Origin of the sequence: Anabaena sp. AL09, from assembly GCF_001672255.1 — a bacterium.
Lineage (GTDB): Bacteria > Cyanobacteriota > Cyanobacteriia > Cyanobacteriales > Nostocaceae > Dolichospermum > Dolichospermum lemmermannii.
In genome coordinates this window covers 5,217-31,848 of record NZ_LJOQ01000037.1, presented here as the reverse complement: position 1 = coordinate 31,848, position 26,632 = coordinate 5,217, and the positions used below count along the sequence as shown (strand labels likewise).

The following is a 26,632-nucleotide window of genomic DNA, read 5'->3' as shown; positions in this document are numbered from 1 at the left end:
TCAGAGACGTTTATTTACCTTGCCATGATTCGGCTCATGGTACGGCGACTGGCATAAATTTTGACCCCTCAAAACTTTTCAAACACCCTCTTAGCTAAAAATCGCCTACCTATTCTTGATGATTTTGTTGAATCTAGTCAATGGGCTGATTTTTGTCGTCGTGCTAGTAATTCCAGTTTAAATCTATTATCTCAACGTCCAGATTTTCAAGAATTGTGCGAAAAAAGTGCTAAACGTGCCGAAGAAAAGCTTGGTAAAAGATTAGAACAACTTCGTTTAAGGATTAATAGATTTAATCAAGAACAGCAAATTAATGATCCACTATTACAGCAAGAACTTTTGGAAGAAACAGCATTAAACCAAGAAATTATTGCCGGAATTAGACAACCACATATTCGTTTAGATTCTGTGGGTTTTATCATTGTTTCTGGACAAAACTTACAGCTAAATCAGGAAGGTGAATAATGACAGATTCATTTGTGCCAGTTGTAAAAGCGCACATCGGACAAGTTGTAAAAAAACAGATTTTTCAAACTAAAGGCTGATAAATATCCTCAGAACTAGGATTAAGATAAGGATGCTGCATATCAACTAAATTTTGGGCAAAGTGTTGATTAATAACTTCTATCCGTTCCTCCAGGGCATTTTTACCCTTTTGCCAAGATTCTAACAACGCATTGGCCACAATTTGACAACGATTCATCCCAAAACTTTCTTGAGGAGCAAATTTTTGATTTGGTTCTTCTGCTAACCCTAACCCCGGTGCTAAAAATTTAGTAAATAAGGGAATTTCTGGCTGAAAATAAGCTTGATGTTCTTGATAAATATCTTGAAGAATAGTCCGAATTGTCGGGTAATCTTGGCATTCAAAATGCAGCACTCCGGCATCATAACGCCCATAAGCTGCGGGATTATAAAGAACCTGAAAACTAAAGGCAATAGCCGCATTATTTAAGGCTTGGGTTAGGCTCTCCATAATAGCAATTGCCCCTGTTGACGTAAAATTAAAATAAATTCGTCCTCCTCCTAAATCAGCATTTTCTGCATTTTGGTTTTCTATTCCTATATTGCTAACTGCCACATAACAGCCATTTTGCAAGCGATTTTTAGGCATCCATATTGCTATTAATTCCCCCACTTTGGGCAACTTTTTCCGGGGTTGTAGATGACATTCTGGCTCAATATATAAGGTTAATCCGTCCTTACTCACAGCCATACTACCATCAGGTTCAATTCTCAAAATCTGCCAATTGGGTTCATAATGGCCTGTACCATGATTGCTATGATGTAGCTGTTCATAGAAATTTTCATCTACACCTAAACTATTATTTTCTAGGAAATTTACCTGAGATTGGCAATTATTATTTGCAGCTAAGACTGTTTGCAGTGAACCATTATAATAAATCCCATAGAGAAAATTTCTCAGCAGTATGTTCAAATACTTCTGTTTTAAAGAGGGTGAATTTTGTTGAAACCTATTTGCTATATTCGCGGGTAAAGCAAAAGGTTGATAATGGGGATGGTAAATACAAAAATTAGGTTCAATCTGGATATTACTGGCAATATCGAATAATGACTGGAAAATTTGATTGGGAGAATCATCAAACATTAACTTGTTTTGCACCTCAAATTTCAGGAAAATATATTTCTAATTATCAGGAATAACATTACTAACAACCGCGCAGACGAGTTTTTTCGTAATAAAGACGGACTAATTGTTGTTCCTTTTGGGGTTGAGGAAGTTTTTGCAATGTGGAGACAGATTGGAAAATTTCTGCTGCGGAGATCCCAAAAATTGTCAATACTGATTGCTCTGGCATAGTCAAAAGGCTTTTAGCAACTTCGAGCATACATAAGTTACTATTATCAAAGGATTTTTGGCATTCAATTCTATTTTGAATCTGTTGAATTAATGCTAAACCTGCAAACTTAATTACCCGCACAATGAAGTCTTGATGATATTCTAAAATCATGGGGAAAGCATCAAGATAAGCCCGGATTAAAGCCAGAATCGAAGGTTGTATTTCCTCTAGAGGAATCATGGCTAAACTTAAAGATTCTGCTAACTCTAATGTCGGATCTACTATTAAACTAGACAGCCAAATTCTTAAATAACTTGCTAATAGCGTTCCTAAATCAAAAGCTGGATCTCCCCAACTGCAAGCTTCCCAGTCAATCAATTTTATCAGGCAATTATCTAGCTGTTCCCATCGGGAATGAACTAAAATATTACTTAGATGTAAATCGTTGTGAGTTAAACAAGATGGTTTCCACTCATAAGCTAAATCAGCAATAGCGGATTCTAAACTTTCGTAACGCTGATAAAGCAGATGAAATTGTAGTGCTTCAGTGGGAATTGTCCCAAATGTGTCTGGATTTATTGATGGTATGCCTTGGGCGGGATTGTAAAAATTATAGCGAAACTGTCCTGCGGGCGCAGTGGACATAAAATCACGATACTCACGTTTATTAAACGTGGCTCGGTGTAATCCTGCTAACGTAGTACCAATCGCGCTGGCAATTTCTGTGGGGAAAATACTGCTGTGTTGATAAAATTTTCCTAACTCCACATATTCGCTTAAGTAGCTCCGCACTAGGATAGAATTTTCCGCATCAAAGTGGAGCAATGATGATGATATTGCGCCAATATTACCAATTACTGGAAATTGCTGTAATAACTGGTGAAATAGCGACTCATTAAAGAGTTCATGGGAACTTTGATCATTATTAATGTTCCGTTCTTGTTTAATCAGCAGTTGGCGATTATCTGCCAGTATGACCAGTAAATTTCGATTCTTCTTGGTATTTTCTGGCAATACAGATTTATATGCAGCGCCATCTTCCGCGCTACACAGCCCTGCATTGAGCAGATACTGGATAACATTTTGAGAAGATAGTGATGATAACATGAATTATTTCCTAGTGATTTTAATGGCTAAAGAATTACCGCAGTCAATATTGAGGTGGCTGTAGCAGTTCTTAGTTAATGGTAAAAAATTTACGAAACATTGCTACTATCTACTAATATCCCATTTGTGTCAGAAAGACCTGCCAAAATGGCAATATTAGCTATTTTTTTACTTTCAAATCTACGGAAGAAACTATAATATCTTGACAATATCTGTAGTATAGCCTTGCACCTTGAATAAAACATTACTGTTTCCAAATTAATTGGTAGTAGATATCCAGCGACAACAACGGTTACTTACAGTCGTCAGTGATCCATATTCTCTGTATATATGTTAGTAATTTATCCTGATTATAATCAGTATTGATTTACTTTTATCCCCGATCCTCTCTACTTTAATATATAAATGGCTACACTTGTATTCCTGTAGGTATAAGTTTTATGTAACTTTTCACGGGTGTTATAATTTACTCTTGCTTCATCAAATCAGCTAAGATAAAAATGCCATAGTCAAAAGTCACTATTATACTTAAACTCATGGTGAGAGATAATTTACTGAGTTGATGGATCATCTAGCAATGCTTACGGCAAATACTACATCTTATTCGTATTCGGCAGTTCAATTTCTACAACGCCAAGCCGCCTCCCTTTTACTGTACCAATCTGTCCTAGAAAGCGACGTAGGCAGAGCGTTTCTGAATTTATTACAAACCATCCGTTACACTGATGGAGATGGGCGGGATTGCCTCCTGGCTTACGGTAGTTATTTCCAAGCTTTAGCCAGTAGTCATCAAACCTGGGAAGAATATCTGATTCAGCAAATTCTCACTGCGGATAATCCTTTTAGTAAATTGGCACAACAGCAGGAATTTAGGCAATTACCCTCAGCTTTAGTAGTCGCTGGACAACATGACTTGCAAATACTACAAAGTTTATATGAATGTAACAGTGCAGTTTTAAGCGAGTGGGTACAAATGGCAACTCATTTACCTATTTCCCCTGTGGTCTGGTATCGAGAACCGGAAGCAGTAGGAACAGAAATGGGTTTAATCGCATCTATTCCTGAGTTAGAGAATTGGGGTGATGCTGTGGCAGATTTAGCCGCTTATTATCGGCAACATGGAACTGGTTTATTTGCTAAATATGCGGCTTTTCGTTGGCAAAATGGGCAGTTAGTGGGTATTGCTGATGCTGATTCGGTGAAACTGTCTACATTGGTGGGTTATGAGTGGCAAAAAGATGCTTTAGTGAAAAACACAGAGTTTTTATTATCAGGAGAAACTGCGTTGCACGTATTACTTTATGGTAGTCGTGGTTCGGGTAAGTCTTCTTTAGTTAAAGCTTTATTAAATGAATATAGTCATAGAAACCTGCGCTTAATAGAAGTCTCTAAGTCAGAACTGCCAGATTTACCGAAAATTGTTGAATTGTTGCGAGGTGTTCCCCAGAAATTTATTATTTTTGTTGATGATCTTTCCTTTGAAGAAGATGATGATAGTTTTAAAGCAATGAAAGTAGTTTTGGAAGGAAATTTAACTGCTAGACCAAAAAACGTAGTTGTATATGCTACTTCTAACCGTCGCCATTTAATCCGGGAATATTTTACTGATAGACCTGCTCCCAAGGATAACAATGAAGTTCATGGTTGGGATACAATGCAAGAAAAGTTATCTTTTAGCGATCGCTTTGGTTTAACATTAACTTTTACAGCCGCAGATCAAAAAACCTATTTACAAATTGTCCAACATTTAGCCGCAAACATCAATATTTCTGCCGAAGATTTAGAATTTGAGGCTTTACAATGGGCAACTCGGCATAATGGCCGTTCTGGCAGAACCGCAAGGCAGTTTATTGACTTTTTAAACTCAGATTTAGCTGTGTTTGGTGAAACTAAAAATCTTCCTATAGACTCATGACAAAAGTCACTTATCATGTAATATGAACATAATTATAACTGTATATTTACCAATGAAAATGTGAGGAATAATGACGTTAATTACTAATAATACTAACAACTTGAGTACAATAAAACCTCGTAAAGTCCAATCAACAATATTTAATTATCAAGTTGTCTTAGGCATAGCCGCTTTTAGTATCAGTTTTGGTTTAAGCCTCGTCCCCAATTGGGATTTCCCTAAAGCCTTTCTCACTGGGATAATTACGGTTTTGGCTACCTATGCAGCCGCATTTCTTGTTGATAAACGGCGCAGAAATGATGAACTGAGGATGATTGGTTCTCTTCAGAGACGCATTCGGGATATAGAAGGATTGAAATCCCGCATTGTTAGAGAAATACAGCAATTAGAAGAATATAGAAATTTATTGTATACAGAAACTCAGCAACTAGAAAACCAAATTGGAGATTGTCGAAGTCAAAGGGATAGTTTACATCGAGACATAGGGACATTTGCTGCTCAAAAAAAGCAAATTGAAGCCGAAGTATATAATCTTAAAAATGAATTTGTCCATTTAGAAAATAGTAATATAGAACTGAATAATAGCTGCAATAATCTGATCACAGAAAAGCGGAGATTAGAAATAAATTGTCATGGTTCTCGTGCCGAACTTAACCAAATTCAACCTCAAATTGATATATTAAAACAGGAAAAACAAGAAATAGAAAATGATGTAATTTTGCTGGAAAGACTCAAGCCACAACTAGAAGAAAAGCTTTATGAACTAAGAATAGAAGTTCAAACTCAAGAATTAAAAATTGCTAAACAAGATGATTTACTAGTACAGACAAGTACAACTAAACATCATCTTGAAACTATTCTCAATTCTTTACAAAATAAGACATTAGAACAAAAATCTGAAGTTAATCAACTGCAAAATCAAATTTCTGTCTTACAAGACGAACGGGATTTATTGCAAAATCAAGTTTGGGAATTACTGCAACAAGTGGAAACTATTAATCCCCAAACATTTCCCGGTAATGAAGAAGATAATTTAGAGTTATTTCCTTTTGATGAATTATTAGAACCATTAGATTCCATAAATGGCAAACATGATCACACAGGAACTTTACCAACGGAATGGGATACTTTTTTAAACCATCTCCCCGCTTATGAAATTCAAGTTTTGAAAGCTATCCTTGAGCAAGATAACCCCAGAGCTACTATTAAACAAATTGCTGAAGCTAATATTACTATGCCCAATCTCTTGATTGATGCTATTAATGAAATTGCGACTAATACGATTGGTGAGTTAATTATTGCAACCAATACCGAAGTTCCCGAAATTGTTGAAGAACATTTATTAAATGTGAAAACAATGATTACTAAATATTCAGAAATTAGTTAATTTTTAGCAAGAAAATTTTAGGGGTTTAGCATTGTGCTTTACCCCTATAGATGAGTTATGGCATCTTAGTCCCTGGGCGTAGGATCTGTCAACCTAGCTACTTATACATCAATCAAAATGTTGCCTGCTTCCACTTTCAGAGGATAGGTTGGTAAGGTTTTTTCTGAGGAAACCATTGACAGTAATTTACCAACTACGGGTGGGAAGGGACACCAAGTTTTGACTTCACCATTACCCAAATCAAATGCACTGCGGTGGAAGGGACAAACTATCGCCCCATCTTCGATTTTTCCTTTTTTCAAAGACATTTTTAAGTGAGGGCAAGTATCATCTACAGCATAAAGCTGATTTTCGTGGTTTAAGAGTAGGATTTTGCGATCGCCCACTTTGACTACTTCACGCGCACCGACAGCTAGGGCGTTAGCAGCTAAAACTTGAGTCCAAGCCATGAGATTCTCCTAATTTTAAAGACCTATTCTTAGTTTCTCGCAATTGTGTCCTATGCGATCGCTAATATCACAGGAGGTAGGGGCTAGAGGCGCAGGGACTACGCCCAAGAGGGTGGATACCGCTAATACCGAGAAATTTAGATTTAGGCAAACTCAATGGTGCTGACAAAATCTAAAATAGCTTTTTTCATTTTTTTCGCTTCTGCTTTCATAGAACCAGGTACTTCACCATTTAAAAAGCTGCGTTGACTACTAACTATATACAAACATTCATTATTGACAAAAGACAATAATCCTCTATAGGCATCTAATCTCATCCCATGGCCATTAGTTTCATGCTTGGATATAGTTGAACCTTGAGGCATATTTACTAATACATAGTAATAACTTTCTAAAGTATCTTGCCAATATTCTTTATGTTTCACTTCCGCCGTAGGAACATGAGAAATAATTGCTTGAGGCACATATTTATCCACCAAAACTTCATGCAGATATACTTCATTTTCTTGGGATTCTAGATCATCAATTTGTTCTAGAGAGAGAGGATAATAATCAATTCTGAGTAAAGTACCAGTATCGTCAGAAAAACTTACCATTCCTTCCTCTGTTTGCAGTTTTCCTCCCTGTTCAACATTTAAAGGAATAGGAACTATAAAGTTACCCAAAGGTGATTGATAAAATTGTTCACCAGCTTCATTGAATATGACTGCTTCATATTCTTCTTCGAGATATTCTTCCTCATCCCCAGCTTCTATTGAGTCAATTATCTCTTTGATAATTTCTTCTGCTTCTTCATCGTCCAATTCTAAAGCTATTTGTAGTTGTTTCAGAAAAACTTTTTTATTTGCCGGAATAATTAAATTTTCCGCATCTAAAAGCATAATCACTCCAGCCGCAAAACCATCTAAAACTGCCTCATCAGAAATTCCCGCACTGGCAGCATTAAATAAAGAACCTAATCCAGCCTCTCCGGCAATTTCTATGAGTCTGTCCACCGTTTCTAGCATTTCTTCTTCTGAGTATTCATCAAATATCTCAAACTCCCAGAGAATATCAGCTAAACTTTCTGCATCTATGTCTTCACTGCCAGAATCAACTATGGTGGTAATCACCGCAATTGCCGCTACGGCTTCTTGTTCATTCAATGATTCTTTGATCCGCTCTTTCGATTTGAAAATATAATCATACTTTGTCATAACTTCTATCTCCTCAATTAATCTGCTGTTTTTACTTAATTACTAGGTTGAGAAATCCGGGTTTCAATATCTTCTAGTGTCCGTAATAATAGACGATTTGCCTGTAATTGCCAACCCCATTTTTGAATTCTAAAAGCCGCTACAGTCCCCCCGATAGCTGCTAATAAGCCCATGGGTTGATTTAGGGAAATCCCCAATAATAAACCCAAACCAGCAATTCCCCAAAATGGCAAGGCCACCGTCTGTCTTTGCTCCTCCACAACTTCTGCAATTTTACCAGATGGTATTGTAGCTAATAATGTCGCTTTTAGTTGCCTCTGTTCCGCTAATGGTACTGATAAACTAATCTTGCGGCGGAGTTTTTCCATTTTGCGGGCATCAGTGCTATACTCCGTAAGTTCATCTTCTGCCATTTTTAGCAGTCGTTCTAATTGTGACATAGTAGATTAAGTTTTTTGACTGTATTAGAGCTATTATTCTATATTTGTGGACAACAAGATCCCCAACTTCTTAGAGGGTGTTTGAAAAGTTATGGAACTGGATTTTTATTGTTTCCCCCCTTTACAAGGGGGGACTAAGGGGGGTAGCAATGTGATGAAAATTACGGAATACCACTTTTCAAACAACTTCTTAGAGAGGTCGGGGACCTAACTCGAAAAACACCTCAAGAACATCATGAAAAAAACTTGGTTTCGATTAGGCATAATAGGCATATTTCTACTTTCCTTGAGTTTACGTTTTTGGGGAATCAGCCGATTTAATACTTTAGTATTTGATGAAGTTTATTTTGCCAAATTTGGTAACAACTATCTTACTCATACACCATTTTTTAATGCTCATCCACCATTCAGCCAATATTTGATCGGGTTGGGGATTTGGATTAGTAAATACATTCCCCTTGGTCGAGATACTGTAAATAGTCTCACAGATTCTTTATTATCTCCTTGGAATTATCGGTGGGTAAATGCGCTAACTGGTTCATTAATTCCCGTAGTCATAACTTTATTAACTTATCAATTTAGTTATCGTCATCGGTTTGCTTTATTGGCAGGATTTTTTACAGCTTGTGATGGCTTATTTTTAGTAGAATCTCGTTATGCTTTAAGTAATGTCTATATAGTTATCTTTGGTTTACTCGGACAATGGTTATTATTATTAGCATTAGAAAAGCAAAAACGGTGGTTTTGGTTAATTCTCTCTGGAATCAGTTTTGGTGCTTGTATTGGCACAAAATGGAATGGTTTATGGTTTTTAACTGGTGCTTATGGTGGATGGATAGCAGCTTGGATAATTCGCTGGTTACAATCATTTGATCATACATCTCGCGTGCCATTATTTTCTTATTTACACTTTTTTAATCACCCTAATAATTCCCCAACTGATACCATAAAATCACCCTTGCAAAATCTGACAAAAATAAATATTTGGCAGATGTTTTCCTATTTAGGAATTATTCCGGCAGTTATTTATAGTCTGATTTGGATTCCTCATCTCCAACTTGATAAAAGATATGGATTTATTGAAGTTCATAAACAAATTTTACACTTTCATCTCCAATTAGGTGGAAATAGTCCTAGCGTTCATCCTTATTGCGCTGCATGGTACAAATGGCCATTGTTAACTCGACCAATGGCTTATTATTATCAAACTGCTCAAAGTACCAAGAATTCCTTACCTGTCTTTGGACCGCCCTTACCTGATGGTGCTGGTAAAGTAATTTATGATGTTCATGCTATGGGGAATCCTTTTTTATGGTGGTTTGGTTTAGCGGCGATGATCTTTGTAATTGCCATGATAATCATCAAAATTACGATGCCGGCAATAGAAAAAAAGCGGTTATTTATCCCGAAAAATCTCACCATTGATACTTGGATTGGCTTATTTTTAGTCATAAATTATGGAGCTAATCTCCTCCCTTGGGTGGAGGTAACAAGGTGTACTTTCATCTACCATTATATGTCTGCGGTTGTTTTTACATTTATAGCGATCGCTTGGTTTGTTGATCAATGTCTACTTAGTTATTATCGGCAAATTCGGGCAGTAGGTGTGACTATAACTTTTATCATTGTCGCTGCCTTTATTTTCTGGATGCCTATTTATCTAGGTTTACCCATGTCTCCTGATGGTTATAGAATGCGGATGTGGTTTAGTTCCTGGATTTAGTTAAAAGTAGGAATAATGAAAGATTGAACGCAGATAAACGCAGATAAACGCAGATAAATTAATGAATTAATGGCATTGCTGACTTGAAGTATGAAATTAGAGCGAAACACAATTCATACCTTCATTATGCAAAGACGAATTAATTTCATGGTTTTGTGCAGCCACACATAAAATTGAAATTTCTTAATTCTTAATATATATACACAAATGCTGTAGCTTGAATCATATTACTTTTTACATTTCTTATCTATATATTTGGGAACAGTTAGTTCTTCTGTGTAAGAATAGCAGGTAAGAGCAACTATAAATATAGACTTTGCCATTATCAAAGCTACTAAACTCAAGAGAATTTTTAGAGGTGTGAGGAATTAAGATGAAATCTACATATTTTATTCTCCAAAATTATCGGGGAAGGGTTTTATGGATATCAATATCAAGCAGCAACATATTAATATCACTAGCTTAAAAGAAGCAGCGATACATCTGAATAGTGAAATTCAGTCTTATGGGATTTTATTGGTCTTACAAGAGCCTGATTTACAAATATTACAAGTTAGTCGAAACACTTTCAGCACTTTTGGCATATCTCCAGAAGATATGGTGCAACAGAAATTAGAAGATCTACTAGATCCTTACCAAGTTCAAAAAATTAAATTTTGGTTATCAGAAGAAAGTCTTGATTTTATTAATCCTAGCAAAATCTGGATTAAGAAACAAGGAGATGAATATACAGTATTTGATGCAGTTTTTTATCGTAATTCCGAAGGATTTTTAATCTTAGAATTAGAACCTACTGCATCTGGAGAAAATATTCCCTTTTTAAGTTTTTATCATTTAGCTACATCCTCAGCTAATCGCTTAGAAAAAAGTAAAAGTATCCGCGATTCTAGTCAAATCATTGTGCAAGAAATCCGCAAAATGACCGGATTTGACAGAGTGATGTTATATAAATTTAGTGATGATGGCCATGGTTCTGTAATTGCTGAAGAAAAAACAGATGCTTTAGAGTCTTATTTAGGATTACATTATCCAGAATCAGATATTCCTCAGCCAGCACGACAATTATTTTTAGAAAACTCGATTAGAATTATCCCCGATACAAACGTTCAATTATCAGCCGAACTTTTTCCTAAAATTAACCCAGTTAGCGGTAAACCCATTGATTTAACTAATTCAATTCTCAGAAGTCCTGCACCCTGTCATCTAGAATATTTACATAATATGGGCGTGGCTGCATCTTTGACAATTTCCTTAATTAAAGATCACAAACTTTGGGGTTTAATTGCTTGTCATCATCAATCACCTAAATACGTTTCCTATGAATTACGGAAAGCCTGTGAATTTTTAGGAAGAATCATATTTTCAGAAATTTCTGGAAAGGAAGAAACAGAAGACTACGACTATCAAATAAGTTTAAAACAAGTTCAATCACTATTGGTTGAATATATGTCTCAAGCAGAGAACTTTATTGATGGTTTAGTCAAAAATCAAATAAATCTGCTCAATTTAACTAATGCTGAAGGTGCAGCAATCTATTTTGCTGGAAAATATACTCTGATTGGTAATACTCCTCAAGAGGAAGAACTAAATTTTTTAGGAGAATGGCTGAGAAATAATGTCAAAGATGAGGTATTTTCCACAAATTTCTTACCTAGTATTTATCCAGCCGCGATGAGCTTTAAAAATGTCGCTAGTGGTTTATTAGCTATTCCCATTTCCAAGCAAAATTATGTATTATGGTTTCGACCAGAAGTCATTCAAACTGTAAATTGGGGTGGAAATCCCCATCAGGCTTTTTCAGTTGATCAATCTGAAGGAAATATCCGGTTATGTCCCCGTAAATCATTTGACTTATGGAAAGAAATAGTGCAGTTAACATCTTTACCTTGGCAAAATGTAGAAATCAAAGCTGCATTAGAATTACGAAAATCAATCATCAATATTGTCTTACGTCAAGCTGATGAATTAGCTCAATTAGCTGAAGATCTACAACGTTCTAATGCAGAATTGAAAAAATTTGCGGCTCTACCGCTCCCTTTATGATATTTTCGGTAAAATATCCCTGAAACCTTATTAATTTAGATTAAACCCATGTACACCAATGGTTTTGGATATATTAAAAGGATGTTTGATCATAAGGGGAACGGTAGAACCAAATTTGCCTATGTCGCTTCCCATGATTTGCAAGAACCACTCAATCAAGTAGGTAATTATGTACAACTTTTAGAAATGCGCTATGAATCAGAACTAGACGCAGATGGAAAAGAGTTTATTGGTTATGTTGTCGAAGGTGTAAGTTTGATGCAGAAGTTGATTGATGACGTACTCGCATATTCCAAAGTAGATACATTAGGAATTGCTTTTCAAGTCACGGAAGTAGAAACAGCTTTAAATCGGACTTTGAAGAATTTACGTCAACGCATTGGGGAAACCGGCGCAATTATTACCCATGATCCTTTACCCACAGTTATGGCTGATGAAACACAATTAATTCAGCTATTTTTGAACCTCATTGGTAACGCTATCAAATTCCGCAGCAGTCAACCACCAAAGATTCATATTAGTGCGAAAAGATTGGAGGATGAATGGTTATTTTCAGTTCAAGATAATGGAATTGGGTTAGATCCACAATTTAGCGATCGCATTTTTATTATCTTCCAACGTTTACACACTAGAGACGAATATCCAGGTACAGGAATGGGTTTGGCTATTTGTAAAAAAATCATCGAATGTCATCGTGGACGAATCTGGGTAGAGTCCCAACTCGGTCAGGGTACAACTTTCTACTTTACCATTCCCGTCAGAGGTTGTGATCATGAGCATCGAAATGACAGGAACACACAAAATAATCTTTTTAGTGGAGGACAATAAAGCTGATTTTCGTCTTATTCAAGAAGCCTTAAAAACCAGTTCATTGCCTCATCAAGTAGTCACAGTTCCAGATGGTGTAGAAGCTATGGCTTACCTCCATCAAGAAGGAGAATATGCTAATGCACAACGCCCTGATTTAATTTTATTAGATTTGAATTTACCCAGAAAAGATGGGAGAGAGGTATTAGCAGAAATTAAATCTGATCCTCAACTAAAACGCATTCCTGTCATCATTTTGACGAGCTCAAAAAATAAAGATGACATTTTTCATAGTTACGACTTACACGCTAATTGTTATATTACCAAATCTCGTAATTTGAGTGAGCTATTCCAAATCATCAAAGGTATTGAAGACTTTTGGTTTTCTACCGCGACCTTACCATTAGAATAACAAGAAAACTACTCAATGTCTAACTTGATAACTAACCCAAAAAAAGTCTACCATACTGAAAACTTGCAAGAGGTAAAACCAGGAAATGATTACTGCAACTTCCACATTAAAAATCCTATTGATTGAAGATAACTTAGCAGAAGCCAGGTTATTACAAGAGTTTATTAAACTCACAAAATCTCAAAATTTTAGTTTAGTTCACGTCCAAAAACTCCAAGACGGAATCAACCAATTAAACAGCGAAAAATACGATGTAATTTTGTTAGATTTAACCCTTCCTGACAGTCAAGGATTAGCTTCCATACCCCAGTTACTCAAGCAAAATCCTAGCAACCCCATCATAGTTCTGACTAACACAAATGATGAAGAACTAGCCATTGAAGCAGTGAGACAAGGAGCGCAAGATTATCTAGTCAAAAGACACGTAAATCCAGATACATTGGTGCGTTCTGTGCGATATGCTATAGAACGTCAACAATTTTTAGAACAATTAAATCAAATTAATCAAACATTAGAAACTCAAGTGGAAGAAAAAACTGCGGAACTTTTGAAATCCCAAGAAATTAATCAGCTTAAATCTGAATTTGTTTCCATACTTTCCCATGATATTCGTAACCCTTTAAATACCATTCTTCTCGCAGCGGGATTACTACAAAGGCATAATCAAGGACAGAAAAATGATGGAGAAATCAATCATTTACAACTGATTCGCTCTGCTATCAAAAATGTATCAAATCTATTAGATGAAGCTTCATTAATTGGTAAATCTGATTCAGGTAAATTATTCTACGAACCACATATACTTGACTTAGAAAAATTATGCTATGAATTAGTACAACAATCTCAATTATTTGCCCAAGAAAAACAGTTGAATTTAATTTTTACCAGTTCCGAAAACTGTTTGGAATATCTGGGAGATGAAACCCTATTAAAGCATATTGTCAGTAATTTACTCAATAATGCCATTAAATATTCACCTCCCGATAGTACAGTCCTATTTGAATTAATCAAACAAGAAAAAACCGTAATTTTGAGATTTCAAGATCAGGGAATTGGGATGACAGAAACCGATCAAAAACAACTATTTCAACCATTTCACAGAGGAGAAAATGTGGGAATCATTCCTGGTAGTGGTTTAGGATTAACAATCGTCAAACAGTGCGTTATAGCCCACAGAGGAGAAATTACAGTTAATAGTCAAGTGGGAGTAGGTTCAACTTTTACCGTGACTTTGCCGATCACAAAATAGATCCCCGACTTCTTTGAGAAGTCTGGGATCTGGGTATTATTAAACTACAGCTTCTGCTTTTTCCTTAACAGGTACATAAGGTGTTTCTGCACCTTGGGCTAAATATTCAGCTAATTGACTTTCGATTTCATCACGGACAATTTGCCGATATTCCATAAAATGCTCAATGTGAGCGCAAGTAGAAACGTATTGTTCGATTACCTTGGGATTATGCTTGAGAATACTAAAGAAGTGATGCCAGAATTTCCAACGAGTTTCTCGTTTAAATCCTTGTCGCCAAATTACAATAAGTAAAGCTCTGACAACTACCCATTCTGGCATTTTTGCTGGTGCTGTATATTTGGGAGAACCCAACATCATAAAACAGCGATAGGTGCGATCTAAATAAGCAGCAGGGTCATACAAAGCACAGAAAGCTTCCACATATTCCCTAGCCAATTCTTCTAGAGGACGGGTAGGAATGAAATTCATCAATGTAGTTTGATTGATGTTACCATCTTGGTTTTCCCGCAATCTGCCTTCTTTGGTCAACCGATGCCATAAAGCGGTATTGGGTAACGCTTGCAACATCGCAAAGGTAGTCGAAGGGATGGCTGCTAACTCTGCAAAACGGACAATGCGATCGCCTGCACCCGCTTTTTCACCATCAAAACCAATAATAAACCCAGCCATTGGCCGCAGTCCAGTTCTGATAATGGTTTCTACAGATTCAGTTAAGGAACTGCGCGTATTTTGGAATTTCTTAGTTAGTTGTAAACTATCTTCATCTGGGGTTTCAATTCCCAAAAATACCGCTTTAAATCCACAGTCAACCATCAACTCCATCATTTCTTGGTCTTGTGCCAAATCAATGGAAGCTTCTGTGTCAAAATTGAAGGGATATTGATGGTCTGCCATCCAAACTTTTAACTCTTTCAGCAACAATTTCACATTGCGCTTATTGCCAATAAAGTTATCATCCACCATAAACACACCCCGCCGCCAACCTAAATCATAGAGATAATCTAACTCGGCTAAAAGTTGTGCAGGAGTTTTAGTTCTAGGTTTGCGACCATATAAAACAATGATGTCGCAAAATTCGCACTGGAAGGGACAACCCCGCGAAAACTGCACCGACATCATATCATAGGCATTAAACTCTAATAAATCAAAGCGGGGAATGGGTGTACCAGTGACATCAGGCTTTTCAGCAGCCCGGAAAACTCCCGATTTTTCTCCCCGTTGCACAGCTTCCACAAACATGGGTAAAGTCAGTTCCCCTTCATCGAGAATCAGGTAATCTGCCCCTGCTGCTTCCACTTCATGGGGTGTGGAGGTAGGATAAGGACCGCCCAAAGCCACCAATTTACCGCGTCTTTTCGCTTCCCGAATTTGCTCAAGTAAGTCTTGTTTTTGGACAATCATGGCGGAGAAAATCACCATATCTGCCCATGCCCATTCTGCTTCTGTGGCGGCGCGAATGTTACGATCTACAAGTTTAAACTCCCATTCTTGGGGCAAAATTGCCGCTACCGTCACCAAACCCAATGGTGGTAACAATACCTTTCTGTCAACTAGCGCCAGAATTTTCTCATAAGACCAAAAGGTGCTTGGAAATATTGGATAAACTAGCAAAACACGCATAGTATCACCCCTCACGATTTATTTGTTATCTAACTGTAACTAAAATTAAGACTAATTGACTTTTTTATCAAGCCTGTTGTATGGGAGGATGTCTGAATCAGGATAACCAGGATTTAAAGATTTACAGGATGAAGACTGGGATTTCAGTTTAAAGATTGTTAATCCTTTTAAGTCGCGTTCTGAAAATCTGTGTTGTGTGTAATAATAGAGCAATAATTTTGATCGCTTGGTTGATTATGAAAGTAGACTTGGCACCGATTTTTGAACTAGGGTTGTCAGAAAAGCTACAACTTCTGGAAGATTTATGGGATGATATTGCTACGAAATCAGCTAATCTTCCTGTATTAGACTGGCAAAAAGAAGAACTTGCAAAAAGAAAAGCTCTCCATTTACAAGATCCCAGTTTAGCTAGTTCTTGGGAATCAGTAAAAGCAAGAATCCGTAGTAACATAAGTTGCTAGTTAGGGAATTTGTCTGAATCAGGATGTCCAGGATTTAAGGATTTACAGGATGAAGACAGTAATTTTATCACTAATTACATATTATGATTTATACGAGTTGCGACTTAATAATTAGCAACTTAGGTTAATATCATTTTTTATGGATAGTACAAGTTGGGAAAATATTAAATCTAAGTATAAGCTAGGTCAGTTTGTACAGGGTCAAGTAGAATTTCATACACCTTTTGGCGTTTTTGTCAATATTGATGATTCTTTAGTTAAGGGGTTGATCAAAATCCCAGATTTTTTAGATGAAGGGGGGATGAGTTCAGAAATGTATCCAGAAATTGGTACAACTATAGGCGCGGTTGTGGTTGGATATAACGAGAGTAATTGCCGTGAGGTATATTTAAGTTCTAAACCTAGTGTAGTACATAAAGCTCTTGTATCTTTGAAGATTCCTGCTTTAGCTAGTTAGGACTATTGGATTTACAAGTGTAATACAATACAAAAATATTGGTGATAGTAAATTTATAAATTTACCTATTGTCTGTGAAAATCAAACTGGTATCTCTGGAGAAGATGGAATCATGAGGGAATTTTACGATCCAAGAATTGCTACAGATTATCCCGCTTACTTTTGTCGTGGTGTCCAACAAGCAGCGAATTTGCTACATCGACTCAGTTCAAAATACGACAATGGCCATACTCGCAACAAATATAAATTAAAAACTTCTGACTATTTGATCAAAGGTAGTCCTACCAAGATTAGTCAGTGGTTAGACCGTGATTATGATTTCAATGCTCACACTGTTAATGAAATGTTTGAGTTTTTAACTGTTTTATATTATATGAACGTAGTTAAAGATTTTGGACAAAATGAAATTCAACTTAATCGCTCTGAAATTGAGCTTTTAGAGAAGATTGGACAGGGTTATTATAGCGAAGAAATTCATAAACACATTCAAAAATTTGATTTTACAAGTCACGGAAAGACAAATGGTTTCAGGGTTGGTAAGTTGCCAAATATTGATGAAACGATTTGAATGCGATCGCTCCTCTTGTAGAGTGAGATTCTGAGGACTTATACAAAATATCTCTGAAACGTTCTTTCCTTCGCGTTCTTCGTGTCTTCGTGGTTCATTCTTTCTTGACTTCTGCCTTTTTGATTTGCATGAGAGCGATACCTGCGATTAGGAGAGCGATGTTCGCATGGGATAAACTAGAGGAGTGCGATAGCGTAAGCGCTGACTTGTCAGTTCGCCACTTAATTATTGTTAACGTTAAACTTCCCAATCCTCAAACCGTAAACCATTTACCCGGCTAAACTCCCGGACATTATGCGTTACTAATATCAAATTATTTACCATAGCAATAGCCGCAATTTGTAAATCATTAGCACCAATAATAATTCCTTTCGCTGATAATTCTGCACGAATTCTTCCATAAATGAAAGAAGCATCATCATCAAACGGCAATGAAACAAATAACTTGAGAAACTCTTGCTGTCTATCCAGGGTTTTCTCAAAATTATTACTTTTCATCGCCCCATAAAATAACTCACCTTTAACTACAGAACAAACCGCAATATCCGCAAGATTTGTTGATCGTAACCGCTGCCGAATTGCCAAGGACTTACCATTAAGATAACGAGCGCAAACATTAGTATCTAGCAAATAAATCATGCAGCTTCTTCTCTTTGGGCAAAATTATCCTCATTATCAATAACAATAGGATCATCTTGACAACTACCATAAGTTTGTTCAAAAAAACCAGGAGGCCAGCCTAATTCCTCTGGTGATTTTTGCTGAGATTTACCTTTTGTGGATATATCATGTTTTTGTGATTTGAACTGTAAAAACTCAATAAAATTTAAAACCTCCTCCTGTTGTTGAGGGGTTAGATTTTGGACTATTTCTAAAATAGATTTTTGCCTTTCTACTGCTTGAGTCATAATTAACAATCCTCCTCTTCTAAATTTACAACTATTGTAGGTTAGCTAGATGCAAGGAAACTCCACACTATGATTTATTTTATCTAATGTGTTCGGTTGTGGCGGGATATAACGAGAGCGATAGCGCAAGCGCTGACTTGTCAGTTCGCCATAAAGCGCAGAATAACCGAATCTCTTGATAAACTAGAGAAAACATCAGACTATCTGAGCAACTTATCTTATGTTTGCTGAAACCTCCTCAAGATATGTAACACGCAATCCTGAAATTTTAGGTGGAGAGCCAATTATTACAGGAACTCGTACATCCATCCGTGCTATTGTTGGTTTATGGCGATTAGGAATTATGCCGGAAAAAATACCTAATCATTTACCACATTTAACACTGGCACAAGTATTTGATGCCTTGAGTTTTTATTTAGATCATCAAGCAGAAATTAATGATTATATTGAACGAAATCAAATACCTAATGAATTAGTACATCCTGCTGTGAAAGCTGCATTAGGCACAGTATGACTATTTTTGCTGCACTTTATATAGATGAGGATATGTCCGCATTAGTCGCCACCCTTTTGCGTTCTCGTGGTTTGGATGTGACAACCGTTCTTGAACAGCTATTATATGCCTAATTCCTGTGAAAAATTCAGATCACCCTCATAACCATGAACATTAACCTTCAGCTTATTCTAACTCGCCTGAAACAAGAACTCACTGACCTGTATGGAGATCGCTTACAACACCTCACCCTCTTTGGTTCTCAAGCCCGTGGTGATGCAGAACCCGGATCAGATATAGATGTGTTGGTGGTGCTGAAACCTCCTGTTAACCCCGGAGAAGAAATTAAACGCACGGGGAAAGCGATCGCTGATCTTTCCCTAGATTATGATGTTGTCATTAGCTGTCTTTTCATGGACGAAACCCACTATCAAACCCGCAACGGATCTTTGCTTCGTAATATCCGTAAAGAAGGCGTTCTTCTATGACCGACGAACAACGGGAACTCCTCCTCAAAGCCCAACAGAGTTTAGAAGCTGCAAAACTCCTACTCACCAACAACTTCCCAGACTACGCCACCTCCCGCGCCTACTACGCCATGTTCTACATTGCAGAAGCATTTTTAGAAGGTAAGGGACTTTCATTTTCTAAACATTCAGCCGTTATTGCTGCTTTTGGGCGATAATTTGCCAAACCTCAACTAGTCCCAACTAATTTTCATCGTTTCCTAATTGAAGCACAGGAACTGTGAACAACTGGCGACTACGGACAATTGAACGCCGTCACAACAGACCAAGCCGCAGAACAAATTGACCGCGCGGAGGAATTTTTGTCCCTAGCAATTCAGGAGATCGGTGCAATATAAGATTGCTGGACAGTTTCAAATAACTCACCTTTTTTTGTTTGCATGGGAAGCGAGTTCGCATGAGATAAACTGGAGGAGTGCGATCGCCTCTGAAAACTTATAAATCATATCCTATTGCAGCAAACCCTAAAGGCAATGTATTTTTATCACTCATTACCATATATTGTTATTATTTTAAATAATACTGTTTAAATGAAGTTTGAGGTTTTATGATTAAGGCGGTTCAGCAAGACAGCATTAGTACAGCAGAACAGCAAATTGAGGATAGAAGACAAGAAATTGACTATAACACCAGAGAATTCACAATAGAAATTATAGTCAATAAATACTTAGAAAAGGATGATGACGATCTTAGTGAAATTTATGTGCCTGAGTATCAAAGGGAGTTTGTATGGGATGTTACTCGTCAATCTAGATTAATTGAATCTATTGTTCTTGGTTTGCCAATTCCCCTGCTCTTTGTGGCTGAAATTAAAGAATCTGGAAAGCTAGAAATTGTTGATGGCTCTCAGAGAGTTAGAACTCTTGCAGCTTTTATAAAAAACCAGTTGCGATTAAAAAACCTGAGAACATTAGATTCCTTGAATGGGTTCTACTTTAAAGATTTTGCACCATCCCGTCAGAGAAAGGTTAAGAATACTCCTATTAGAATGATTGTTCTTTCAGACAAAGCTAATGAAAGAGTGAGAAATGATATGTTTGACAGAATCAATACTAGTAGCCTTGACCTAACTCCTATGGAAACTAGGAAAGGCGTATATAGAGGTGATTTTATTGATTTTGTTTTTGAATGTTCAAAGCATGAAACTTTTATTAATCTCTGTCCAATTTATAGCTATTTCCAGAGCAGGAATGAAGAAGCTGAACTTGTTCTCAGGTTTTTTGCGTTTTCGGAAACCTATCCAAAGTTCCGTCTCTCTGATGTAAAAAATCATCCTGATCTTGAGCGGACAGGAGTAGCTAGATTTCTTGACGAATATGTAATTTGGAAGAATACCAGTTTTACAAAAGAAGAAGAAAGCCAAAAAATGCGTAATTTTGAGCAAATGTTGGTTTTTGTGGAAAAAACATTCCCAAGTGGTTTCAAAAAATATCATGATTCGGATTCAACTCCACGTCCTTACTTTGAGGCCATCTCAGTTGGTTCTCACTTGGCTCTCAAGCAAAAACCGGATTTAGTTATTACAGACTTATGGCAAACTGGCGAAAAAAATACTCAATCATATTCTTTCCGTATTCCCGTTGGTCGCTATCAAACCCATAAGCCGGAGAATATGCAGCAGAGAATTGACTATGTTAAGGAGAAGCTTCTTAGCCACAGTCTATGAAAGAGTTTATAAGGGACTTTCACAAGCGAGTAGCCGAGATTGATAAATATTTTGAATTGGTAGATAGAATTGAACAGCTTGGGGCTTTTTCTGCTAATTCAATAATTTTTCCTTCAGGCGAGTACACAGTTGATAGTGATATTCAGAAAATTCTAAAATCTCATTGCTATTTACTGTTATACAACTTAATTGAATCTTCTATTAGGAATGGGATAACTGCAATCCATGATGCAATTTTGATTGATGAGTTAACTTACAGAGATTTAAGTCCAAAAATGAAGAAGATATGGACATTAAATGACCTTAGCAAAAGTTTTAGAGATACTTATATTAAGAAGGAAACTATAGCAAATAATCTTCAGGATGCAATTAGATCGGTTTTAGAGAATGAGGTAGTTACCTTAGATCCAACTAATATTCCAATATCGGGTAATCTAGACGCTAAAACCATCAAAGAACTTATAGATATGTATGGTTTTTACGGTAATCTGGGAGTTCCTGCTAAAGAAATAGATGACATCCTTAACTTTGTGGTTAAAATCCGATGTGATTTGGCTCATGGCAATGTTTCATTTTGTGATGCGTCAAATAAAATTATTTGGAATCAGTCAAATAGCAACGCTAATAATAATGAAAAAGTATTTAGATACTTGATTGATGACAAAGAAAATGTGGTTAAGTATTTAACTCATATGCTGCAAAATATTGATAATTATATTGATAATAAAGGATATAAATTATCAGTCTAATAGCGTAATTTTTAACTTTTTCGTTTGCTATTGATATTACTTTAGAGGTTTCAATATATGACAAACCGTGAGCAATTAATCCAAGAACTAGAAAAAGCACCTGATGACCTTGTGCAAATGTTACTAGATTTTTTGCATCGTGTTCAGGCAACACGCAAAGATCATCCCCTGGCAAAATTTGCAGGGATTTTAAGCGACGCAGAAGCCGCAGAGATAAAACAGTCAATTGCTGAATGTCGGCGGGTAGATGCAAAGGAGTGGTGAAATTGCTCTAATATTTATTTCCTAGCTTTCACGCCGCTAATTTTCAAAACATCACTCATCGTTGCACAGTAATTTGGTAAATTGAAACTGCTAGGATTAATGGCATTAGCATAGCTAAAATGACGATAATTCATACAGAATCGATCCCAAGCCGCCATTTGAATGCGGAATAAAACAATAATCACATTGGCTAAACCTAAAGATAGAGGAATGCGGAAATAAATCCTTTTATTTAAATAAGCACACACTTCTTCAATGGCTTGATTAGCAGTTAATGCTGATTGTCCTAAAACAAATCGGCGTGGATCTCCCTGTTGTGGGGGATAATCAATTAAATATTGGATAACTGTGGCAATATCTTTACCATGAATAAAGTGAAAACTACTATCTGCTTGTAAAAAACGAATGAGATTAATATAGTTAGTAACTTCAGGAATACCAGATGTGAGATGAGAATAAGGTTTTTTATCATCACCACCTAATACTAAGGTAGGAAAAACTGTGGTAATTTTGGGAAAAATTGCTAATTTTTCAATTTGATGTAAACAATCATATTTAGAACGGATATAATCTGTCCCAATTTCTCCCGCTTCTTTAAGTGGTTTATTATCGTTGTTCAAAACACTCGCAGTGGAAAAATAAATTACCTGTTCACATTTTTCAGGATTTAACAAACTCATTAATTCTAGAGTTTTGAAGACATTAATATCAAAAATGCCCTCACCACCCCAAGAAGTGGCTGTTAATACGGCAATATCAATAGTTTTAAGTAAATCAGAGAATTTACCAATCTCTTTCATATCACCTTGGAGAATAGTAATACCGGGACGGGCTGTAGTATCAACTTGGAGTTTATTGGGGTTTCTAACCAGTAAATACAATTCGTGGTTAGTATTTTGAATTAAGGCTTCGCTGATATAGTGACCAATACAGCCACTTGCACCCGTGATTAAAATACGTTTTTTAGTCATTGATGTTTGATTTTGGGTTGTTTGGGGATGATAGAAGTTGGTGTACAATTATAGCATAATTTTGATTTTAGGAGATAGATCCCCGACTTCTCTAAGGAGTCGGGGATCTGGGTGTTAGTTGATTTATCTAAGTTTTTAAATGAACTACTCCAGATATACAGGACAGAGACCATTTGTATTTTTTGGTTGCTAAGAGGGTTATTTTACTAAATCCAAGCGTTTTCATAGTCAGAAAAGTTTTGGATTTTTTCAATTAAATCTAAATACCTTTTCCACGGGGAATATTGATCAGGATGATCTAATTTATAAATTTTACAATATAAGATAAACCAAGCTAGGTAAATAATATTTTTCCGTTCATTATTAGGTAATTTATTAAAATTATCGGCTCTACCGCTCCCTTTATGATATTTTCGGTAAAATATCCCTGAAACCCCTACACCGATTGCTTATTAATTTAGATTAAACCCATGTACACCAATGGTTTTGGATATATTAAAAGGATGTTTGATCATAAGGGGAACGGTAGAACCAAATTATCAATCATCTGTAGATGAGTTGGAATATATTCTACATCTTCAATATTTAGTTTTTGATCGCTCTTTTCAATTTGCGATTTAACCTTTTCTTTATAGCCATCATTACGAATTTGATGGATAAGTTTACCATAGATATTTATGATATCATGACTGCTTGTATGATCATAATCATCCAAATGGTATTTACTTAAAAAATCAACAATGTCAAACAAATTAAGATTTTTTTCTTTATCTAAGTTAGACATTAAATATGTTAAGTTGTCATTTGTGATCATTGAAATAGCTACATCTTTTCCAAAGTTCAATACCTTTGAAATTGTAATATCTCCTGCTGTTCGGTTTGAGGAGTTAACATTTGTTCCTGTAAAAGTTCCGGTTTTTCCTCTGTTTGGGGTGTTACCGTCTCCTGTGGGGTTGCTTCGATTTTCTGAGGTTGGATCACTTGAATTTCTGGTATTGTTTCCAACTGGTTTTGGATTTGTAATATCTTCTCCTGTTGCAGTTCTAGGATTTGTTCTAACTGAGGTTGGGGTGTTACCGTCTCCTGTGGGGTTGCTTCGATTTTCTGAGGTTGGATCTTCAACTGTTTCATATTTACCACTACCAATATGATTATTAGGATTACTATTATTCCCACTATTAATAATAACGGTAGAGGATTCTTGTGGTTTTTTCGTTCTTGTGTTTCCTGTATTTCGAGTGGTTGAGTTTCCGTTTTTTTTTGCGGTTCTATTTTTGGTATTTTTATCTTTACAGGTTCTTGTACATTACTTGCAAAACCTCTCCAAACTGCTACATTATGTAAAATTGTATTATTGCTTAAATAGTCTGTTACTACAACTAAAACACCATCTTTTTTTTCACCATTATAACTATCCCATTTCTTTGGAAGATGAGATTTTCTCAACTCTGCTGATAACTCATCTAAGTATTGATCTGATTTCGCTTCTATCAGATATTTATACTTGATTTCTACATTATCTAAAAATATTTGCTGATAGTCAGTCTTCAGATTTTCAATAAATTGATTAATTAACTCCATATCAACTTTAAATTCTTCCAACTGATGAAAACTTATAGCTGTCTCTATCATGTGATTAAATCTAGCATCTTGATTTAAAAAACTTTGAATTGCACTATCAGCAATCATCCTCACAATTTGCTCATTTTCTGATGTATCATCGAATGTCCATACAATCAAATTTAATACTCTTCTTCCTAATTCTTCAGAACGTTTTGCTGATTCAATTCCGCTAACTTCTAATAAGAGTTTACCATCTTTTCTAAATATCAATAATGATGGTTTATATTCATCAATTAAATCATTCACAAAAAATCTTTGCTGACTTTCTGTTTCCCAAACTTTGACATTAATTAAATCAGGAGTATCTACCAAAGGTTGATTTTCTGGACTTTGAATATGTCTCCAATGAATACCTGTTTTACCTTTAGCTGAGGTTTTGACATAAAGATCAAAGTGAATATCGAAGTTCATAAATTAATGCTCCTTTTGATGAATAAAAAAGTATTGTGAAACTAAAAAATACTTTGAGGAAATTCTAACCATTTATGTCCTTGCAGAATCGCAAAACCATCATTATTTTTACATCCCATTGTAAATCTAAACAAAGCATTATTAAAAGCTGTAATCTGTTCTTGGGTAGCTTGAATATTTTCGGTAGTAGATTTAATATTAAATTGAATTTCCTGAACTTTATTTTGGTTCTGATCTAAATCATCTTTTGCTTGATAATAAATAGCTTCCCTATCATCAAACACATTAGCTATAGTTCTAAAAAACCACCACATACTATTGCGCTTATCTAAAATTCGTTTTTCTTCTTCATATCCTCTTTTGGCATTATTTAATTTATTATTATCTACAGACAATTGAGTTTCTAAGTTAATTAGGTTTTTCTGTTCTTGTTCTAAAAATCGTTTTTTATTCTCCAAAAAAACATTAATCAAAAATAACATAATATATCTTAATGGTTGATCACCATCTTTTGGTTCATAAGGTGCATTAATGGGAGTTTTATAATAATGAAATTTGGTAAAACCATCATTGTCAGTTCTATGATATGCAAAAACTACGTTACCAATAGTTTGCACAGGAGTTACAACGATAGATACTTTATTCAGTAAAGAATCTGATTTCACAAAATCCAACAATTCACTATATCCCATTTTTACATGAGATAAAAGATTTTCTGCATCTTTGGATGTTTGTGTATATGTTTCACATTTCACTGGGGCTAAAATTATTAATCTGGGAGATTTTACATTACTAAAAGCATCTTTTAATAATCTCGTTATCTGTTGAGGATTATTTTTTTCTTCATGCCATGTACCAATTTCTCCATAACTTACCATACCTGTTTTTTTCTGCATTAATGCTGTAGCATCAATAGGAATAAGTATAGCATCACAGTCATTAAGTTGTTGTTTAATATATTCTTCTTGATTAGAGGTAGCTGTAGGACTAAAATATTCTCCAGAGGGATCTGTAAATCTTAGCTTCATGAATTTTTTCGCACTACTACCTATCTCAAAGGTAAAACCTTGATCATTCCAAGGATTATCTTTCGGCTGGGTAGGTGTCACTTGTTTTTTAACACGAGGATCGATATTTCTCAAAATATTTTTACATTCATCTATCGCTGCTAATACTGCGCCATTTTCTACCCAAGTTTGTAAATTCGCTCGTTCAAAAGTTTTGTGAAATTCTTCGTGCATTGCTGCTAATATACTGGTTTTGCCAATACCTCTAGGAGCAACCATAATAATTTTGGTTCTACCGTTCCCCTTATGATCAAACATCCTTTTAATATATCCAAAACCATTGGTGTACATGGGTTTAATCTAAATTAATAAGC

The 26,632-nt window shown here is 35.8% G+C and carries 27 protein-coding genes and 2 pseudogenes; 17 read left to right on the top strand and 12 right to left on the bottom strand.

The window, feature by feature from the left end; translation table 11 throughout:
• Positions 1–60 precede the first annotated feature (60 nt).
• Positions 61–465, top strand: a complete 405-nt coding sequence (locus tag AN490_RS06340; RefSeq protein WP_300000980.1) for a hypothetical protein — start codon at positions 61–63, stop codon at positions 463–465.
• 64 nt (positions 466–529) lie between these two features.
• Here AN490_RS06340 and AN490_RS06335 read toward each other — a convergent pair whose 3' ends face one another.
• Positions 530–1,609, bottom strand: coding sequence for a T3SS effector HopA1 family protein (locus AN490_RS06335; protein ID WP_300000984.1), 1,080 nt, complete (start codon positions 1,607–1,609; stop codon positions 530–532).
• Positions 1,610–1,670: 61 nt separating this feature from the next.
• Entirely contained in the window at positions 1,671–2,909 is a 1,239-nt protein-coding gene (locus AN490_RS06330) for an aminoglycoside phosphotransferase family protein (protein ID WP_300000978.1), read from the bottom strand.
• Between the two features lie 562 nt (positions 2,910–3,471).
• Between AN490_RS06330 and AN490_RS06325 the strand changes: the two genes are divergently transcribed.
• A complete protein-coding gene (locus AN490_RS06325; RefSeq protein WP_300000976.1) occupies positions 3,472–4,824 on the top strand; it encodes an ATP-binding protein in 1,353 nt (450 codons plus the stop codon).
• Between the two features lie 70 nt (positions 4,825–4,894).
• Positions 4,895–6,211, top strand: a complete 1,317-nt coding sequence (locus tag AN490_RS06320; protein ID WP_300000974.1) for a tellurite resistance TerB C-terminal domain-containing protein — start codon at positions 4,895–4,897, stop codon at positions 6,209–6,211.
• 101 nt (positions 6,212–6,312) lie between these two features.
• Here AN490_RS06320 and AN490_RS06315 read toward each other — a convergent pair whose 3' ends face one another.
• The 3 genes from AN490_RS06315 to AN490_RS06305 form a co-directional block, all read right to left on the bottom strand.
• Positions 6,313–6,660 carry a Rieske (2Fe-2S) protein gene (locus tag AN490_RS06315; protein WP_300000972.1) on the bottom strand — a complete coding sequence of 116 codons (348 nt, stop codon included), beginning with the start codon at positions 6,658–6,660 and terminating at the stop codon, positions 6,313–6,315.
• Between the two features lie 143 nt (positions 6,661–6,803).
• Positions 6,804–7,856, bottom strand: a complete 1,053-nt coding sequence (locus AN490_RS06310) for a tellurite resistance TerB family protein (RefSeq protein WP_300000970.1) — start codon at positions 7,854–7,856, stop codon at positions 6,804–6,806.
• 35 nt (positions 7,857–7,891) lie between these two features.
• Entirely contained in the window at positions 7,892–8,296 is a 405-nt protein-coding gene (locus AN490_RS06305) for a hypothetical protein (protein WP_148766108.1), read from the bottom strand.
• Positions 8,297–8,531: 235 nt separating this feature from the next.
• Between AN490_RS06305 and AN490_RS06300 the strand changes: the two genes are divergently transcribed.
• From AN490_RS06300 to AN490_RS06280, 5 genes and pseudogenes are all read left to right on the top strand, one after another.
• A complete protein-coding gene (locus AN490_RS06300; RefSeq protein WP_300000967.1) occupies positions 8,532–10,019 on the top strand; it encodes a phospholipid carrier-dependent glycosyltransferase in 1,488 nt (495 codons plus the stop codon).
• Positions 10,020–10,439: 420 nt separating this feature from the next.
• A pseudogene (locus AN490_RS06295) lies at positions 10,440–12,041 on the top strand (GAF domain-containing protein); the annotation flags it as partial.
• A gap of 132 nt (positions 12,042–12,173) precedes the next feature.
• Positions 12,174–12,890: pseudogene (locus AN490_RS06290) on the top strand (ATP-binding protein); the annotation flags it as partial.
• A complete protein-coding gene (locus AN490_RS06285; protein ID WP_300000965.1) occupies positions 12,835–13,281 on the top strand; it encodes a response regulator in 447 nt (148 codons plus the stop codon). The pseudogene AN490_RS06290 and the gene AN490_RS06285, both read left to right, overlap by 56 nt.
• A gap of 85 nt (positions 13,282–13,366) precedes the next feature.
• Positions 13,367–14,530 (top strand): hybrid sensor histidine kinase/response regulator, encoded by a 1,164-nt coding sequence (locus AN490_RS06280; RefSeq protein ID WP_300000963.1) that lies wholly within the window; start codon positions 13,367–13,369, stop codon positions 14,528–14,530.
• 39 nt (positions 14,531–14,569) lie between these two features.
• Here the strand turns inward: AN490_RS06280 and AN490_RS06275 are convergent, their stop codons facing one another.
• Complete coding sequence (locus tag AN490_RS06275) at positions 14,570–16,153, bottom strand: B12-binding domain-containing radical SAM protein (RefSeq protein ID WP_213717086.1); 1,584 nt, start codon at positions 16,151–16,153, stop codon at positions 14,570–14,572.
• Between the two features lie 236 nt (positions 16,154–16,389).
• Here AN490_RS06275 and AN490_RS06270 point away from each other — a divergent pair, with 236 nt between their 5' ends.
• From AN490_RS06270 to AN490_RS06260, 3 genes are all read left to right on the top strand, one after another.
• Positions 16,390–16,614: an addiction module protein gene (locus AN490_RS06270; RefSeq protein WP_300000960.1), complete on the top strand. Its 225-nt coding sequence runs from the start codon at positions 16,390–16,392 to the stop codon at positions 16,612–16,614.
• 139 nt (positions 16,615–16,753) lie between these two features.
• Positions 16,754–17,071: an RNA-binding protein gene (locus AN490_RS06265; protein ID WP_300000958.1), complete on the top strand. Its 318-nt coding sequence runs from the start codon at positions 16,754–16,756 to the stop codon at positions 17,069–17,071.
• A gap of 112 nt (positions 17,072–17,183) precedes the next feature.
• Positions 17,184–17,639: a hypothetical protein gene (locus tag AN490_RS06260; protein WP_300000956.1), complete on the top strand. Its 456-nt coding sequence runs from the start codon at positions 17,184–17,186 to the stop codon at positions 17,637–17,639.
• Between the two features lie 237 nt (positions 17,640–17,876).
• Here AN490_RS06260 and AN490_RS06255 read toward each other — a convergent pair whose 3' ends face one another.
• Together AN490_RS06255 and AN490_RS06250 are read right to left on the bottom strand one after the other, a co-directional pair.
• A complete protein-coding gene (locus AN490_RS06255; RefSeq protein WP_300000954.1) occupies positions 17,877–18,278 on the bottom strand; it encodes a type II toxin-antitoxin system VapC family toxin in 402 nt (133 codons plus the stop codon).
• Positions 18,275–18,547, bottom strand: a complete 273-nt coding sequence (locus AN490_RS06250; protein WP_300000952.1) for a DUF2281 domain-containing protein — start codon at positions 18,545–18,547, stop codon at positions 18,275–18,277. The genes AN490_RS06255 and AN490_RS06250 overlap by 4 nt, the downstream gene beginning before the upstream one ends.
• A 220-nt stretch (positions 18,548–18,767) precedes the next feature.
• Between AN490_RS06250 and AN490_RS06245 the strand changes: the two genes are divergently transcribed.
• The 6 genes from AN490_RS06245 (at position 18,768) to AN490_RS06220 (ending at position 22,246) form a co-directional block, all read left to right on the top strand.
• A complete protein-coding gene (locus tag AN490_RS06245) occupies positions 18,768–19,061 on the top strand; it encodes a DUF433 domain-containing protein (RefSeq protein WP_300000950.1) in 294 nt (97 codons plus the stop codon).
• Positions 19,062–19,207: 146 nt separating this feature from the next.
• Positions 19,208–19,528 (top strand): nucleotidyltransferase domain-containing protein, encoded by a 321-nt coding sequence (locus AN490_RS06240; protein ID WP_300000948.1) that lies wholly within the window; start codon positions 19,208–19,210, stop codon positions 19,526–19,528.
• Positions 19,525–19,725, top strand: a complete 201-nt coding sequence (locus AN490_RS06235) for a HEPN domain-containing protein (RefSeq protein ID WP_300000946.1) — start codon at positions 19,525–19,527, stop codon at positions 19,723–19,725. Before AN490_RS06240 ends, AN490_RS06235 begins: the two co-directional genes overlap by 4 nt.
• Positions 19,726–20,114: 389 nt before the next feature.
• Positions 20,115–21,233 carry a DUF262 domain-containing protein gene (locus AN490_RS06230; protein ID WP_213710737.1) on the top strand — a complete coding sequence of 373 codons (1,119 nt, stop codon included), beginning with the start codon at positions 20,115–20,117 and terminating at the stop codon, positions 21,231–21,233.
• On the top strand, positions 21,230–21,982 hold the full coding sequence (locus AN490_RS06225) for an MAE_28990/MAE_18760 family HEPN-like nuclease (protein ID WP_300000943.1): 753 nt from the start codon (positions 21,230–21,232) through the stop codon (positions 21,980–21,982). The genes AN490_RS06230 and AN490_RS06225 overlap by 4 nt, the downstream gene beginning before the upstream one ends.
• 57 nt (positions 21,983–22,039) lie before the next feature.
• Positions 22,040–22,246: a hypothetical protein gene (locus AN490_RS06220; protein WP_213710738.1), complete on the top strand. Its 207-nt coding sequence runs from the start codon at positions 22,040–22,042 to the stop codon at positions 22,244–22,246.
• 14 nt (positions 22,247–22,260) lie between these two features.
• On the opposite strand, the gene AN490_RS06215 is transcribed toward AN490_RS06220, so the two are convergent.
• From AN490_RS06215 to AN490_RS06200, 4 genes are all read right to left on the bottom strand, one after another.
• Positions 22,261–23,217, bottom strand: coding sequence for an NAD(P)-dependent oxidoreductase (locus AN490_RS06215; RefSeq protein WP_300000939.1), 957 nt, complete (start codon positions 23,215–23,217; stop codon positions 22,261–22,263).
• Between the two features lie 511 nt (positions 23,218–23,728).
• On the bottom strand, positions 23,729–24,001 hold the full coding sequence (locus AN490_RS06210) for a hypothetical protein (RefSeq protein WP_300000937.1): 273 nt from the start codon (positions 23,999–24,001) through the stop codon (positions 23,729–23,731).
• Positions 24,002–24,057: 56 nt separating this feature from the next.
• Positions 24,058–25,251 carry a hypothetical protein gene (locus AN490_RS06205; protein WP_300000935.1) on the bottom strand — a complete coding sequence of 398 codons (1,194 nt, stop codon included), beginning with the start codon at positions 25,249–25,251 and terminating at the stop codon, positions 24,058–24,060.
• Between the two features lie 41 nt (positions 25,252–25,292).
• Complete coding sequence (locus AN490_RS06200) at positions 25,293–26,609, bottom strand: hypothetical protein (RefSeq protein WP_300000933.1); 1,317 nt, start codon at positions 26,607–26,609, stop codon at positions 25,293–25,295.
• Between the last annotated feature and the right edge of the window lie 23 nt (positions 26,610–26,632).

Coding starts and splice junctions, on each gene's coding strand:
- AN490_RS06335 (WP_300000984.1), bottom strand. CDS start 1,609: ATGTTTGATGATTCTCCCAATCAAATTTTCCAGTCATTATTCGATATT.
- AN490_RS06220 (WP_213710738.1), top strand. CDS start 22,040: ATGACAAACCGTGAGCAATTAATCCAAGAACTAGAAAAAGCACCTGAT.
- AN490_RS06330 (WP_300000978.1), bottom strand. CDS start 2,909: ATGTTATCATCACTATCTTCTCAAAATGTTATCCAGTATCTGCTCAAT.
- AN490_RS06230 (WP_213710737.1), top strand. CDS start 20,115: ATGATTAAGGCGGTTCAGCAAGACAGCATTAGTACAGCAGAACAGCAA.
- AN490_RS06305 (WP_148766108.1), bottom strand. CDS start 8,296: ATGTCACAATTAGAACGACTGCTAAAAATGGCAGAAGATGAACTTACG.
- AN490_RS06285 (WP_300000965.1), top strand. CDS start 12,835: ATGAGCATCGAAATGACAGGAACACACAAAATAATCTTTTTAGTGGAG.
- AN490_RS06210 (WP_300000937.1), bottom strand. CDS start 24,001: ATGTCTAACTTAGATAAAGAAAAAAATCTTAATTTGTTTGACATTGTT.
- AN490_RS06205 (WP_300000935.1), bottom strand. CDS start 25,251: ATGAACTTCGATATTCACTTTGATCTTTATGTCAAAACCTCAGCTAAA.
- AN490_RS06250 (WP_300000952.1), bottom strand. CDS start 18,547: ATGACTCAAGCAGTAGAAAGGCAAAAATCTATTTTAGAAATAGTCCAA.
- AN490_RS06320 (WP_300000974.1), top strand. CDS start 4,895: ATGACGTTAATTACTAATAATACTAACAACTTGAGTACAATAAAACCT.
- AN490_RS06310 (WP_300000970.1), bottom strand. CDS start 7,856: ATGACAAAGTATGATTATATTTTCAAATCGAAAGAGCGGATCAAAGAA.
- AN490_RS06275 (WP_213717086.1), bottom strand. CDS start 16,153: ATGCGTGTTTTGCTAGTTTATCCAATATTTCCAAGCACCTTTTGGTCT.
- AN490_RS06235 (WP_300000946.1), top strand. CDS start 19,525: ATGACCGACGAACAACGGGAACTCCTCCTCAAAGCCCAACAGAGTTTA.
- AN490_RS06225 (WP_300000943.1), top strand. CDS start 21,230: ATGAAAGAGTTTATAAGGGACTTTCACAAGCGAGTAGCCGAGATTGAT.
- AN490_RS06300 (WP_300000967.1), top strand. CDS start 8,532: ATGAAAAAAACTTGGTTTCGATTAGGCATAATAGGCATATTTCTACTT.
- AN490_RS06265 (WP_300000958.1), top strand. CDS start 16,754: ATGGATAGTACAAGTTGGGAAAATATTAAATCTAAGTATAAGCTAGGT.
- AN490_RS06245 (WP_300000950.1), top strand. CDS start 18,768: ATGTTTGCTGAAACCTCCTCAAGATATGTAACACGCAATCCTGAAATT.
- AN490_RS06280 (WP_300000963.1), top strand. CDS start 13,367: ATGATTACTGCAACTTCCACATTAAAAATCCTATTGATTGAAGATAAC.
- AN490_RS06260 (WP_300000956.1), top strand. CDS start 17,184: ATGAGGGAATTTTACGATCCAAGAATTGCTACAGATTATCCCGCTTAC.
- AN490_RS06270 (WP_300000960.1), top strand. CDS start 16,390: ATGAAAGTAGACTTGGCACCGATTTTTGAACTAGGGTTGTCAGAAAAG.
- AN490_RS06315 (WP_300000972.1), bottom strand. CDS start 6,660: ATGGCTTGGACTCAAGTTTTAGCTGCTAACGCCCTAGCTGTCGGTGCG.
- AN490_RS06200 (WP_300000933.1), bottom strand. CDS start 26,609: ATGTACACCAATGGTTTTGGATATATTAAAAGGATGTTTGATCATAAG.
- AN490_RS06240 (WP_300000948.1), top strand. CDS start 19,208: ATGAACATTAACCTTCAGCTTATTCTAACTCGCCTGAAACAAGAACTC.
- AN490_RS06255 (WP_300000954.1), bottom strand. CDS start 18,278: ATGATTTATTTGCTAGATACTAATGTTTGCGCTCGTTATCTTAATGGT.
- AN490_RS06325 (WP_300000976.1), top strand. CDS start 3,472: ATGGATCATCTAGCAATGCTTACGGCAAATACTACATCTTATTCGTAT.
- AN490_RS06215 (WP_300000939.1), bottom strand. CDS start 23,217: ATGACTAAAAAACGTATTTTAATCACGGGTGCAAGTGGCTGTATTGGT.